At 26.6% G+C, this 15,110-nt stretch carries 12 protein-coding genes and 1 tRNA gene; 9 read left to right on the top strand and 4 right to left on the bottom strand.

Annotation, left to right across the window (positions count from 1 at the left end; translation table 11 throughout):
* Positions 1-5: 5 nt before the first annotated feature.
* Positions 6-3,248 (bottom strand): AsmA family protein, encoded by a 3,243-nt coding sequence (locus tag QZ288_RS07295; protein ID WP_295157059.1) that lies wholly within the window; start codon positions 3,246-3,248, stop codon positions 6-8.
* A gap of 144 nt (positions 3,249-3,392) precedes the next feature.
* Positions 3,393-4,967: a peptidase gene (locus QZ288_RS07290; RefSeq protein ID WP_295157056.1), complete on the bottom strand. Its 1,575-nt coding sequence runs from the start codon at positions 4,965-4,967 to the stop codon at positions 3,393-3,395.
* A gap of 161 nt (positions 4,968-5,128) precedes the next feature.
* Here QZ288_RS07290 and QZ288_RS07285 point away from each other — a divergent pair.
* Together QZ288_RS07285 and QZ288_RS07280 are read left to right on the top strand one after the other, a co-directional pair.
* Positions 5,129-5,211 (top strand) — tRNA-Tyr (locus QZ288_RS07285).
* 41 nt (positions 5,212-5,252) lie between these two features.
* Positions 5,253-5,576 (top strand): STAS domain-containing protein, encoded by a 324-nt coding sequence (locus QZ288_RS07280; RefSeq protein WP_295157054.1) that lies wholly within the window; start codon positions 5,253-5,255, stop codon positions 5,574-5,576.
* Between the two features lie 282 nt (positions 5,577-5,858).
* On the opposite strand, the gene QZ288_RS07275 is transcribed toward QZ288_RS07280, so the two are convergent.
* Entirely contained in the window at positions 5,859-7,058 is a 1,200-nt protein-coding gene (locus QZ288_RS07275; protein ID WP_295157052.1) for a pyridoxal phosphate-dependent aminotransferase, read from the bottom strand.
* A gap of 100 nt (positions 7,059-7,158) precedes the next feature.
* Positions 7,159-8,355, bottom strand: a complete 1,197-nt coding sequence (locus QZ288_RS07270) for a pyridoxal phosphate-dependent aminotransferase (protein WP_295157049.1) — start codon at positions 8,353-8,355, stop codon at positions 7,159-7,161.
* A gap of 217 nt (positions 8,356-8,572) precedes the next feature.
* On the opposite strand from QZ288_RS07270, the gene QZ288_RS07265 reads away from it, so the two are divergent.
* The 7 genes from QZ288_RS07265 to QZ288_RS07235 all read left to right on the top strand — a co-directional run bounded on the left by QZ288_RS07265 (position 8,573) and on the right by QZ288_RS07235 (position 15,045).
* On the top strand, positions 8,573-10,171 hold the full coding sequence (locus QZ288_RS07265) for a PEGA domain-containing protein (RefSeq protein ID WP_295157046.1): 1,599 nt from the start codon (positions 8,573-8,575) through the stop codon (positions 10,169-10,171).
* Positions 10,172-10,269: 98 nt separating this feature from the next.
* A complete protein-coding gene (locus tag QZ288_RS07260) occupies positions 10,270-10,827 on the top strand; it encodes an adenylate kinase (protein WP_295157044.1) in 558 nt (185 codons plus the stop codon).
* Positions 10,828-11,042: 215 nt separating this feature from the next.
* Positions 11,043-11,531, top strand: coding sequence for a pantetheine-phosphate adenylyltransferase (gene coaD / locus QZ288_RS07255; RefSeq protein ID WP_295157041.1), 489 nt, complete (start codon positions 11,043-11,045; stop codon positions 11,529-11,531).
* Between the two features lie 27 nt (positions 11,532-11,558).
* The gene (gene miaB, locus QZ288_RS07250) at positions 11,559-12,866 is read left to right on the top strand and encodes a tRNA (N6-isopentenyl adenosine(37)-C2)-methylthiotransferase MiaB (protein WP_295157038.1); all 1,308 of its coding nucleotides are present in this window, start codon (positions 11,559-11,561) and stop codon (positions 12,864-12,866) included.
* 24 nt (positions 12,867-12,890) lie between these two features.
* Complete coding sequence (locus QZ288_RS07245; protein ID WP_295157035.1) at positions 12,891-13,328, top strand: GNAT family N-acetyltransferase; 438 nt, start codon at positions 12,891-12,893, stop codon at positions 13,326-13,328.
* 9 nt (positions 13,329-13,337) lie between these two features.
* Positions 13,338-13,958: a 4'-phosphopantetheinyl transferase superfamily protein gene (locus QZ288_RS07240; protein ID WP_295157032.1), complete on the top strand. Its 621-nt coding sequence runs from the start codon at positions 13,338-13,340 to the stop codon at positions 13,956-13,958.
* A gap of 85 nt (positions 13,959-14,043) precedes the next feature.
* Positions 14,044-15,045 (top strand): FecR family protein, encoded by a 1,002-nt coding sequence (locus tag QZ288_RS07235; protein WP_295157029.1) that lies wholly within the window; start codon positions 14,044-14,046, stop codon positions 15,043-15,045.
* Positions 15,046-15,110: the final 65 nt, after the last annotated feature.

Here is a 15,110-nt window from a genome sequence, read left to right as displayed (position 1 = left end):
TGTTATTACTTTCCGCCCTCTAAATACGAAATAACATCAGAAAAAGGCATAGGTTCAAGTCCGAATTTATCGCCTTCAAATGCTATTAACTGCTGCTTCTGCTGATTAGGCTTGTCTAAGTTCTGGTCTCTAAAATAGAATGTAGTAAATACCTTATTTGCAGATATACTAAATTCCACTGAATTAGGATCATATCCGAATTGTACTATATTTTCAACTGTAGATATACCAGGGTTAATAGGTCTTATCATCTCTATCAAAAACTTAGAAAATTCTGTAGACATTTTACTTATACCAACAAAGAATGTAGTAGGTTTTATATTATTTAAAGGACTTATTCCAACTCCTGCAATATCTGCTGTAAGATTAACAAGCAGTTTTTCATCATTTATTTTTTCTCTGTTTTCAGGCGGAAGAAGATATTTAAAATTAATATCGCTTGCCAAAACACGCATATCATATTTTATACTACTAGTATTAAAACTTCCCAAATCAATATTAATCCAAGGCAAATGTATAGCACCTCTTCTAGGGGCTGTATTATTTTGTATAGAAGCTAAAAATAAATTATCATCAAATTTTTCTCCGCCTATATAAAGAGAAGATTTCAAATCTTGTATTGTAATTCCATGTCCCTGAACTTTAACAGAAGAAGAAAAATCTCTTATTCTTATGCTGTCATCTATAAAAGGCGGTACTTTCAAATATACTCTTAACTGTCTGAAAAATATATTCGGTATTTGCGAAACAAGAGGCGTGTATCTTGCGGCAGTTGCAGAAACTTCATTTTGCGTAGGAGTTAAATCAAAATGATAATCTATATTTGAAGTAAGCCCATCTAATAATAAAGACATTTTATCAGGCAAATCCATATTGGCAAAGAATTCATCGGTTTTAAAAATTCCGTCTGCTCTGTTGTTTTTTAAATTTCCATTGATATTAAATAAGCCTCCTATCTCTATGCCGAAAGGAAGATATAAACTATCAGTGTCTAATCCTATATCATAATTTAAATCAGCATTTTTTATTGTAGGAGTAAAATATCCATTAACATAAACTTTCAATTTATTTGTAGGGCTTTGTAAATTAAACTCTCTAATATCAGCATATAGGTTCTCCCCAAAATTAACATCAGCATCAACTTTCATAGTGACATCCTGAAGTTTGTACTGCTTTTCTGTTACATAGAAAGTACTGAAATTCGTAACGGAAGCAAATGTATCTTCTAAAGATAAATTATAACCCAAAGCACTAGTCATTTTTATATCATCTTCAAAAGGAAGAGCATCCAAAATCTCAGCAAATTTAACAGAAAGCCAATTTTTCATAGCATAAGGAGCTATTCTCAAAGAGGATATATTAACAAAACCGCCCTTTAATCCCATACCTTCCAAATCAAGATTAGACCTGAAATTAAGAAAATTATCCAAATCAAGATTTAATTGATTAACTTTTATATTTTGGCTAAGCAAATCAGCATTAGCATTTACATTAAGTTTTGCATCGGCAGTAGATGAAACCTCGCCATTTAAATTATAAGAGAAATTATTTATAATGCCATTAACTTTAGCATTAATATTATTTATCATCTCTCCAAAAATATTAATATTTAAATTTAAAGAACCTCTTGCAAGCCCTCCTGTGAAATGAGCTATAGGCAAAGCACTTACTTCTATATTCAAATCAGTAGGCTCATCGAATTTTACAGCACCATCAGCTTTTATATTAGAATTAATATATTTTGAAGATATATTATCAATATAAACTACAGTATCGCTTTTTTTATTAGAATCTATAATAGCAGGAGCAACAGCCAAAGCACCGTTTAATGATGATAAAACTCTTAAAGTTAAATCGGTACTGCTGAATCTATATTTATTAATAGCAGTTACTCTGTCAATAGTAGTTTTATGTTCTAATTTTATATCTTCGCTTGAAATATTATCAGGATTAAAAGTAAAGCTTAATTTAGTTTTTGAATTAAGATTATTTATATCTATAGTATTTCCCATAGACATATTTATTTTATCTAATGCTATATTTATAGTATTAGTTAAATTATTAATGGTACCGCTGCTTTTATCTGCATCTATATTAACCATTCCCCCCATTTTAATACCCAAAGAAGGTAAAAACATCGGTATTAAAGTATTTATTTTATTTAAATTAAGTCTTGCATATAATGTATCCAAATTAATACCTATATTTCTGCTGAATATTTGATTGGCTGAAACGACAGTTTTTAATATTTCATCATTTAAAAGTTCAGAAGACATATTTTCTATAGATACACTTTGAGTTTTTATATTATATCTGGCAAGCAAATGAGCGGCAAATTGCATATCATCTCTTTTAATGCCGTTATAACTGAAATTAGGTTCATCTATCTCAAAATCAAATATTATTACTATTTCATCTTTATTTTTACTGCTGTCTTCACTGTTAGGATATGATATATCTAAATTAAATAAAGGATTATCATTAAAAAAAATGCTTCTGTCATTATAGGCTAAGCTGCTCTTTATAAAACTTTTCAAATAAATATCTTTTAAAATTTCAGGCGCCCTTACACCCATAACCTGAGATAATGCAAATCTTTTAGTATGCATATCCAAATGAAGATTATAATTACTTAAACTAGCTGTAAGTCCGTTATTAGGATTATTTGTTATAAATGATTTACTGTCTGCTTTGAATGCTAAATTATTTATTCTTATATTTTCTATTTCAGCTTTTAATTTAAGAAAATCTAATTTACTCATATCAAAAGGCTCTTTATTCGTATCTTCCTTTTTAGGTTTTGAAGGAGGCAAATCAGGAAGATTCCAATTTCCGCTTTCATCTGTAAACATATAAACATATAAATTATCTACAGTTAAATCCTTAATATGAAGTTTGAAAAAAAATAAAGAAAAAAGTGAAAATTTTAATTTAAAATTATCTATCTTGATATTTTCTTCATTATTAAAATTATCAGAATTATAAAGAATAATATTACTCATTTCTATTTTAGGAGATAATAAAGCATATTTAAAATCTCCTATTTCTAATTTTCTATTTGTAGATGAATAAACAATGTTTTCAATAAGATTTTTTACTCTTTCATTATTGAAATATATTCTTGCTCCTATTATGCCTGCAGTCAGTATAAAAATAAAAATCAGAAATATATATCTCTTTTTAAATTTTCTTTTTTTCTTGCCGTTATTTTCTGATAATACTTCAGTTTTATTAAAAAATTTCTTCATAATAATAAGTCTTCTGCATTAAAAATATATTTTACATAATTTATAAAACAAATTTAAAATAATAAAGTAGTATATTATAAAATGCATTCTTTATCAATAGCATATAAAATTTAATAATTATTTTCATTATATCTATAATTATATTTATTCATAGCTATAATCATTTTCATAATACCTATATACATCTTCATTTGTATTATTATTGTTATTATTATTATCATAATAATAATATTCAGAATTATAATCTTCAGGTCTTATAATTATAATATTATTATTAAAATTGCTTTCTAAATCATCTTCCTCTATATTATCATTATTATTTAAATAATTATTGCTGTAATTATAATAGTCAGTTTCATAAGCATTATTATTGTATAAATCATAATTATAATAGCTGTTTATTTCATTTGATATGCTCATATTAAATTCATAGTTTCTTGCCTTAGAAATTCCTTTTTTCCAGCCTTCTTTTGTCAAATCTCTTTCAAATATAAGATAGTATCTTCCCTGCTCTAAACTTATAATCTGTTCATCATCATTTTGAGGCATTTGAGCTATTTTTCCTAATAATTCATTAGAAATGCTTATATTAACAGCCTGAGAATCTATTAAAAAATATGAAAGCTTAACACTTGATTTTATAGGTATGCTGAAACTGTAATAATCTCTATCATAAGAGTAATCTATAGCACCTTTATAAGTTTTATCAAACTCTATAGTCTGAGCTTCTGAATATTTATTATTAGGTTCATGTTCTGTATATTTATCGAAAGGCTTTGCTATAATGCTTACTCTGTATGGTATATTATTGACTGTATTGCTTACTGATAATATAAAATAATAAGACATATAAGGATAAAGTATCAGTTTATCGACAGTTTCCCCATCTCCTGTATTATTAATATCTTTCATTGTTATCCAATTTCCATTTTGATCATAAAGCCTTATGCTTGCATCTATGGCAGGAACTCCTGAAAGTTCTATAGAAATAGAGTATGTATTAAAAGAACTATTTGTTATTTTATAAGAATCTATTTCCATATTTTTTAAATCCCCTGTTTTTAGAGTAGGATTATAAGTTTGGCTATAATATCCTTCTATAGTATAAAGTCTGTTTTCGCTATTGACATCTATAATTTGAGAAGAAGATATTTTATCATTAGGCTCTTTCTCATCAGTTTCTTTATAATTTCTTTTCTGAAGTATAAATGTATAATCAATATTTTCTTTTACAGTATCTTTAGATGCTATAGATATATAATATTTATTTTCTTCACTATTTGAAGAAGACTCAAAATAAATATTTTTCATTATCTGCTCTGAATATATAATTTTTTCTTTCTGATTATTCTGATTTGAATATGTATTATTTATATTATTTGTATTTGTCTCATTTGCTTTATAATCTATTATATCAGGTTCATTTATAACTTTTATGATATTTTTATTATAATCGTATAAAGTTGCTATAACAGGAGAATATGCAGAATTTGATATATACAAATCTATAATTTCTTTATTTCCTTCAAATACAAAATAATAATAATCTGTATTATCTCCACTAAGTTTGCCTATTATACCGTCTTGATTAATTTTTTGAGCAGTTTCAAATGTATTGTTATTACTGCTCTCTTTTTTTTCTAATTTATATTTAGAAGAACTGCAAGATGACAAAATCATTAATAAAGCAGCAGTTATTACAAAAGCAATTTTTTTCATTTTATCTCCATATAAAATCATAATAAAAGAATATTAAGATTATATATTATTCTATAATAAAAAGATACCATAATATTTTTATTATAGTGTAAAAAATAAAATACAGTATTGACTTTTTTATTTAATTATGATATTATACTTTCAAGTTTTCAAATTAATATGGGTAGGTGGCCGAGCAGTCAATGGCAGCAGACTGTAAATCTGCCGACGTGAGTCTACGGGGGTGCGAATCCCTCCCTGCCCACATTCTTTTTTACTGATATTTTATCTTAAAGAGGTGTTGCTTTGGCTATAGAATTTAATAATGAATACATATCTATAGTTATGGAAGCTAACCTTTCTTCTCCTGATGAAATAAAAAATTTTATAGAAGACTCTAATGAAGCCTGCAATATAAGAATGCCTGTAGTACTGCTTGATATGAAGAATGTTAGAGAAATTAATAGTACAGGGATAGCTAAAATACTTAAATTATATAAAAATCTTCAGTCTTTTAAAATTAAACTTTATATGACTAATTTAGATGAATCTGTAAAGCCTACTATAAAAAGTTTAATGCTGTTTAGCTTGATAAAATATTTTGAAAATCCAGATGATTTTAAAATATAATGTAATAAAAATTGTTCGCCGCTCTGCTTGCTTTCAGCAAAAAACTCTGTCCGCCTTTAGCAACGCTAGCTTAGGCTCGCTTAGTTAAATAATTTATAAGTTGCTCGTTTATCTTTATTGTTGCTAGCGATAAACTTTATATTATTGCTAATAAAAATTATGAACGTTCTGCCTTGTTAAAAACTGCAGTGTTTATTAAAAATAATTTTAAAGCTATTAATATAATTATATTGGGTTTTAAGCTGGAAGCAGCAAATTTTAGTTATATAAGAGAGCCTAATTTTATTTTTCTACTTCTTTTTTATATTTTATCAATCCCTCTTTTAAAATTCTCATAGCTTTTTTCAAATCTTTGGAATCAAGTACATAGCACATTCTCACCTCATCTTTTCCAAAGCCATTTGTAGTATAAAAACCTTCAGCAGGAGCAAACATCACAGTTTCATTATCAATATTAAAATCTTTAAGAAGCCAAATAGCAAAATCTTCAGCATCTTTTACAGGAAGTTTAGCAAGTACATAAAAAGCTCCCTCAGGCTCTTTCATAAATACCCCATCCATTTTTGTGAGTTCTTCAAAAAGAATTTTCCTTCTGCTGTCATATTCCTTTCTTGAAGCTTCAAAATAATCATCAGGCAAATCATATAAAGCAGAAGCCCCTATCATTTCAAGAGTAGGAACTGATAATCTAGCCTGACATTCTTTAAATACAGCTTCCATAAACTCTTTATTTTTACTTATTATGCATCCTATTCTTGCACCGCATGCAGAAAATCTTTTTGATATAGAATCTATTATAATAACATTCTCCGCTATATCATTATAAGTTCCTAAACTAATAGCCTTTCTATCCCCATAAACAAATTCTCTGTATACCTCATCGCTTATGACAAAAAAATCATGCTTTTTAGATAAATAAGCAATATCATCTAACTCTTTTTTGGTAGATACAACTCCTGTAGGATTAGAAGGATTAGAAAATAAATATCCCTTAGTTTTTTTACTTATGCTTTTTTCTATCTCTTCTCTATTAGGCAGATGAAAACCGTCTTCGGCATAAGTTCTAATTACATTTCTTCTAATATTAAGTATATCATAAAAACTATTATAATTAGCATAATAAGGCTCTGATACAAGTATTTCATCGCCTTCATCAAATATGGCTATCAGGCTCAAAAGTATAGCCTCGCTTCCTCCATTAGTTATTATTATCTCATCTTCATCATAATGCATACCTAATCTTTTATAATATGCTTGAATTTTATTAATAAGTTCTTTAGACCCTCTGGAATGTTCATATTTAACCGTTTTTATATTACAGTTATAAATAGCATCAAAAAATACTCTAGGCGTTTCTATATCAGGCTGTCCTATATTAAGATGATGTATTTTTATTCCTCTTTTTGCAGCTTCTTCAGCATAAATATTAAGTCTTCTTATAGGCGAAGCTTTAAGCTGCTGTATTCTTTTAGACAAATGCATATTCAACTCCAATTTATTTAGAATGATTTTTCTATAAAAAGTAAAGGAGCTATAAGATAAATTATAGCCCCTTTTCATTTTTTTAATTATTATAAGACCATTATTTATCTATCTCTTTATATTTTATTAAGGCTTCTCTAAGTATATGCATAGATTTTTTTAAATCTTCAGCATCCAAAGCATAAGATATCCTAACCTCATCTTTCCCTAGTCCCTCTGTTGCATAAAATCCTTCTGCAGGTGCGAACATAACAGTTTCATTATTGATATTAAAATCTTTTAAAAGCCATATAATGAAATTTTCAGCATTTTTTACAGGAAGTTTAGCAAGCACATAAAAAGCCCCCTCAGGTTCATGAGAAATAACTCCTTCCATAGTAGAAAGTTCTTCAAATATGATCTTTCTTCTGTAATCATATTCTTTTAAAGCATCATCAAAATAATTATCAGGCAAGTCATATAAAGCAGCAGCTCCTATCATATCTAAAGTAGGAAGGGATAATCTAGCCTGACATTCTCTGAATACTGCTGTCATTAATTTTTTATTTTTACTTATAAGACATCCTACTCTTGCACCGCATGCAGAAAATCTTTTTGATATGGAATCTATTATAATAACATGTTCTTCTAGATCTTTATAAGTACCGAAACTAATAGCTTTTCTGTCGCCGTAAATAAATTCTCTATAAACTTCATCGCTTATTATGAATAAATCATACTTTTTTGCAATGTAGGCAATATCATCTAATTCTTTTTTAGTATATACAACACCTGTAGGGTTGGAAGGATTTGCAAGCATAAATGCTTTAGTTTTAGGAGTGATATGTTTTTCTATCTCTTCACGGCTTGGAAGATGAAAACCGTCTTCAGCATAAGTTCTAACAGCATTATATTTTATATTGTAAATATCATAAAAACTCTTATAATTTGCATATAAGGGTTCGGATACCAATATTTCATCTCCCTCATCAAATATAGCAAGCATAGCAAAAGATATAGCTTCAGAGCCTCCGCTTGTAACAACAATTTCTTCTTCCTCATAATGAAGTCCTAATTTTTCATAATATTTTTGAATCTTATTAATAAGCGGTTTTATGCCTCTTGAATGTTCATATTTAAGCGTTTTATCATTATATTTAGAAATAGCTTCAAAAAATATTCTCGGTGTTTCAATATCGGGCTGTCCTACATTAAGATGATATATTTTTATTCCTCTTTTAACAGCATCTTCAGCATAAGGGTTTAATTTTCTTACAGGCGAAACCTTTAATCTCTGAATTCTTTTAGATATATCCATAATGATTCTCCAACAGTTATTATATAGAGTAATATTGACTAATAAATATATACGAAACTGTAAAATTGTCAATACCTTTATATAAATTAAAAAAGTTATAAGCGAATTTATCATTAGTAATAATAAAATATAAAAATAATAATATTACAGGATATTGATAAAAGATATTTTTTAGTATAAAATTAATAAACTATAAATAACATTAAAAATTAAATATATGAATATAAGAAGAATCATTATACTATTAATATTAGAAATTTTATTATATATCACAGTTTATCCATTCGGCGGTAAGCCTATTACTGTTGAAAAGGTAAGACCTTATTATACGAGTTCAGAAACAGCTAAGGTTGATATATACATATATACTAATATAGGCAATAATACAAATTATAATTATTTATGTTTTGCAGTAGCCGATTCTATTGCAAATCAAATGGAGTATAATAAAACATTAAGACTTCAGTCAGAAACTAATTATGTGATTACTCCTGTGAATTTTGAAAGAGCATACGATTATAAAGTATATAAATTTACCAATATAACATATACAAGTAAAAATGACGGAAGCAATATAATCATCATAACAAATTATGAAATTACAGCTTATACTAATTGGGGCAGTGTGAGAAGCAATGTTCAATTAATAACTCCTGAAAGCAAAGAGTTTGTTTTAGAAGAAGATGAGATATTATTCAATCATAATGGAAGCAATATAATTTTAAAAAATACCAATAATTTTATACAAAATGTTGATATAGGAAAAAATTATTATGAATATTTCGGAGATGATATAAAAAACTATGTATTTACCAGAAACTGCGATGTAGCTGTATTCGGCACTATAGAATATGACAGACCAAATATCAATATAAAAACATACGTAGCATATATCAGAGAAAAAAAGATAAATTCATACTCCATAAGCATACCAGAATCTAAAATTGATGATCAAATACCAAATTATGCTTTAGATATAGCCAATAAAATAAGTTTCTTGGATAAAACAGGAGTTATTGCAATAGATGTGAGTCCTGAAGATGCATTTGTTTATGTGGATGATGTATTAGTAGGAAAAAGCGGAAAGACTTTATATGTACCTGCACTAACAACTAATAATCATAGATTTACTATAAAAAAAGAATCGTATGAAACTATAGATACTATGCTTTCTTTTGAAAAGCCAAGAGAAAATGTGCTTTTAAATTTTAAACTAATGGAATTAACTAATAGAGCAAGGGTTGCAATTAATATACCTGGAGAAGAAGAAAGTTCTGTTGTTATAAATGGTATAAAAGAAAATCCTACAAATATGATAAATAAGTATTTCGGTTTCGGAACATACTCTATAAAGATAACAAATAAAAATTATATAGATTATTATGGTACTTTTACAATAGATAATACCAATTCCCTAAATTTAACCCCAAGTATGAAGAGATTTAAAGAACCTACATTAGCCGATAAAATATTTAAAAATTATGAAAGAAATACAAAGATTTTTCTAGGATTAACTATAGTAAGTGCTATATTTTCAGTAGGCACATATATATATGCAGGAGAAGTATTGGATTCTACTATGGTTAACTATTATAATAAATATCAAAATAGTCCTAACAGACCGCCTGTAGATTTAAGAAATTACAATACAGCTATGCAGGTATATATAGCGGGAATGGTTATAACAGGTGCTTTTGCTTTAACTACAGGTATATACTATATGCTTTGGATAAATGAAAATAACTTCGCTGTAGAACGGCTTTCATTTAATGCAGATTTAAGCGGAGCAAATATAATGTATTCGCTGCGGTGGTAAGGCATAAAATCAATATAATAAAATTATTAAATTACATTTGACAAAACATTATTATTCAATATACTATTAATAATGGTATAATTTTTAGGAGTAAAAACATGCTGAATATAATTTTTATAGGAGCTCCCGGAGTGGGAAAAGGTACTCAATCTGCATTGATTGAAAAAGATTATTCTATAGCACATATTGCCACAGGAGATATGTTAAGAGAAAATATAGCAAATGGTACTGAATTAGGAAAAACTGCAAAATCTTATATGGATAAAGGCGAGTTAGTACCTGACAGTTTAGTTATTGATATGCTAAAAGACAGAATAAAAAAAGATGACTGCAAAAAAGGATTTATGCTTGACGGATTTCCTAGAACTATGGAGCAGGCTAAAGAATTATCATCTATATTGGATAGTCTGAATTATAAGATAAGTGCTGTAATAGATATATTTGCTTCAGAAGAAGTAATAATAGACAGACTATTAAAGAGAGGACGTGCCGATGATAATGAAGAAACTATTAAAAACAGATTAAAAGTATTTGAAAATCAAAGCAAGCCTGTATTAGATTATTATAGCGGCAATGCGAAAATAATCAAAATAGAAAGTATTGGTACTCCTGAAGAGGTATATTCTAAAATAAGAAAAGAATTAGATGCATTATAATTTATATGTTTATAATAATAAGCCCTGTAATTTTTATAAATGCAGGGCATTTTTTGATTTTTAAGATCTTTTTTATATAATAAATCTATAATTAGCTGAAATATATTAACTGTATTAATATACAAATTTATTTTAGTAAAATATAAAAAATATTTGATATATAAATGTTATTTATGTATTGATATATTATTAATTTTATATATAATATTTATATTATGAAAAATGGAAAAGTAATATTCCCTGGAACATTTGATCCTTTTACCTTAGGACATTTAGATGTGCTTAATAGATTATCAAATATTTTTGATAAAGTTTATATATCTTTGGCTGTAAATTTAGATAAATCTCCGACTTTCTCTATAGAAGAAAGAGTTAATATGATAGAAAAAAGTATCGGTAATAATGATGCAATAGAAATAGTTTCTATAAACGGACTTGTTACAGAGTATATGAAGCACAATGATATAAAAGTATTGGCTAGAGGTATAAGAGACAGCGAAGATTTGTATTATGAATTGAAGATGTCAAGAATGAATAAATTATTATATCCTGAAATGGACACTATATTTTTACATACATCTGAAAATTATGCTTATGTAAGTTCTTCTTTAATAAAGGAAATACTTAAATTTAATGGTCCTATAGACGGATTAGTTCCTGAAATAATAGTTGAAGATATAAAATCCAAATTCATAAAAAAATAATAAGAAATATTAAAATAAAGATATAGTATGAAGAATTTTTACCTAGAAAATTACGGCTGCCAAATGAATAAGGCGGATTCTAATAGCCTGATTAATTCGCTTATGCAGGAAGGTTTTATACAAACAGAAAATTATGAAAATGCTGATAATATAATCATAAATACATGCAGTGTAAGAGCTCATGCCGAAGAGAGAGTATTTTCAAGAGTTAAATTATTTAATGCAAATAGAAAGAAAAATAAAAAAGATGTTAAAATAATAATTATGGGCTGTATGGCTCAAACTTCTAAAAATCATCTTGAAAATATTGGTGCTGATAAAATATTTGATGTATATAATGAACTTAATATCATAGATTATTTGAAAGATGATGAAGTTTTTATAAGAAAATTTAATGATAATTATATATTTCATAAATCTTATGTTGATGAAGATAAGCCTCATAAAGCATTTATACCAATATCTCATGGCTGTAATAATTGGTGTACTTACTGTATAGTACCTCATACAAGGGGCAAAATGGTAAGCAGAAAATCTTCTGAAATAGTAGAAGAATTAAAAAGACTTATAGATGACGGGGCTAAAGAGATAACACTGCTTGGGCAGAATGTTAATTCTTATGGGATTGATATTGATAATGAAATCAGCTTTACAGATTTATTATATAAATTGGATAAAGTTATAGATGAAAAAAACAGGGATAAAGTATGGATAAGGTTTTTAACTTCTCATCCTAAAGATTTTGATAAAGATTTAGCTGATGCTGTATGCAGTTTAAATAGTTTATGCAAGCATATTCATCTGCCTTTTCAAAGCGGTTCTGATAGAATATTAAATTTAATGAATAGAAAATATACTAAAGATGAGTATATAAAAAAAGTATCATATTTAAGAGATTATGCTGACGATTTTCCTATTTCAACAGATATTATAGTCGGCTATGCTGATGAAACAGAAGAAGAGTATCAGGAAACTTTAAATTTGCTTGAAAGCATAGGTTTTGAAGAAGCTTATATGTATAAATATTCAGAGAGAGAAGGCTCTATTGCTTATAAAAAAAATGTGCAGTATGATAAGGCAGCAGGGGCAAGGAGATTAACAAATCTTGTAAATTATCAAAGAGAATTGGCTCAAAAATTATTATCAAAGCAGATTGGCAAAAAAACTTCTGTAATGGCAGATGATATATCAAAAGATAATATGCATTATTTATGCAGAAGCAAAGAAAACAGAATAATTCTAGTAAAAAAAGAAAAAGAGATTAATATGGGAGATATTTTTAATGCAGAAGTTACAGAAATAAAGAGCCATACATTGATAGGAAAAATTATTTGATGAATATAAGAAAAGCAAATAAAAATGATATATGTAAATAGGCAAAATGGAAGAATTTATAGATTATTTTTTGAAGAAATATCAATTTTAAAGCCTTTATTTGTCAAAAAAGCAAGGCAGGATGTGAATTTTTTATTATCTATAATAGAACAAGAAGCATCTGAGATATTTATTGCAGAAATTGATATTATTGGTTTTTCTGTTATAAGGCAAGAAAATACTTCTAATTATACATCAGTAATACCTCATAAATTTACTTTTATTTTAGATATTTTTGTACTAAAAAAATTTAGGAATAAATCAGCAGCTTCTAAATTGATAGAAAAAATAAAAGAATGGTCTATAAAAAAAGAATCTGAATATATAGAATTAAATGTTTTTGAAAATAATGAAAAAGCTTTAAAACTATACGAAAAAGTTGGTTTTAATATAGAAATGCTTACATTAAGAAATAAAATATGAGAAAATATTATGACTTATTTAGAATACAGCTTTAATGAAAACAATAACCGAGAAGAAGCAAGAAAAAAATTAGAAAATTTAATTATTTCTATGGCTGATAAATATTATTATAAAAATGATTTAATTATAGAAAGAGAAGAAAATAAAAAACCTTATTTAAAAAATGAAAACAGCCTGCATTTTAATGGTACTCATACTTCAAAGTTATTTGCTGCTGTTATGAGCGATGAATATAATGTTGGAATAGATGCTGAAAAGATAAGAAAAAGAGATTTTTTTTCTATAGCAGAAGAATATTTTTATAAAAGTGAGATTGAATATCTTAAAAATACTCATAAATTAGAAATAGATTTTTTTACAATATGGACTATTAAAGAAGCATATATAAAAATGCTTGGAAAGACTATTTTTGATATAAAAAATTCTATTGAAGTAGATTTGACTGAAAGAGTTATAAAAGATGCTTATAGTTTATTTTTTTCTAGTTTTATGCTTGATTATTCTTATATAATAAGTATATGCTGCAGCAATATAAATACAATAGATGAAATAAAATTAAATCTTCAAGATTTTAATTTGAATCTTATTTTTACATATCCTATACTTCCTATTATCAATATAAATATATAAATTTACAGCTATTGACTTTTTTAATTCTAAATTATACACTTATATTGCTTGATGGTATTATGTATTAAAACTAAGGAGTATATTTATGCTTAATAGAATATTTTTATCATCAATATTTTTTGCTTTATTATTAAGCAGTATTTTATTATCTCAGGATATATCTTTTAAAGTAACAGAAATATCAGGCTTGGCATTTATAGAAAAAACAGATATAAATAAATCATTAAGAGCTTTCAGAGGAAGCGAAGTACATAGTGAATATAGATTAAGAACTACAAGTAATACTCAGGCAGAACTTACTTTAAATAGAAGAGGCGATAAAATGGGTACTATTATAGTGCCTCAAAATACTATACTTTTGGTTAATGCTCCTATATCAAAGGATTATAATATAATTTCAATTTCACTTCTGGAAGGATATATTAGCGTAGATATAAATAAAAATATAGGTTCTCTCATTGAAATACATACTCCTACTACAACTTCTATTGTAAAAGGTACTAGCTTTGAAGTTGCTTTTGCTGAGGACGGTTCTACTATAGTTGTTTTAAAAGAGGGAGCTATTGATGTGGTTACTGATAATGATGAAAGAGTATTAAATCCTAGAGAGGCTTATATTAGTACAATAGATGATAAATCAGAACTTTTTAATCAAAACTCAGACAGCGATCCTATAGTTTTTTTGAATAGGGGAGAAGAGGCTTCAAGAGAAGATTCTATATATACTATAGAAAATCTTATGAATGCTATGGAAAATATATCTTATAATAATAATAATAATAATAATTTTAATATAAACAGCAGTATAGAAGAAAGCGAAGGCAGAATTAAAAATCTTGAAATGAAGCATTATAGAATGATAGCTGCTAATGAAGGATATTATAACACAATAGTAAAATTAATAAATTTATACCCAGATAAAAAAAATGAGATGATTCCTTACAGCAGAAAATTATTAACATTATATACTGCTAATCAAAGAGCTATAAGTAAAATGGGTTCATCGGTAATGAAAACAAGAGAAAAATTTAATACTATAAAGAAAAAATTTGATGAAAGAATGATAAGTACTTCTATGTCAGATTAATAATTTTTTAGGGGCTGGCCCAGATAACTAAAAAAGCTCCCTTTTTGCTAAATTATATATGATTT

Origin of the sequence: uncultured Brachyspira sp. (assembly GCF_910578695.1) — a bacterium.
Lineage (GTDB): Bacteria > Spirochaetota > Brachyspiria > Brachyspirales > Brachyspiraceae > Brachyspira.
Note: the sequence above shows the minus strand (reverse complement) of the source record. Positions and strands in the feature narration are given on the sequence as shown.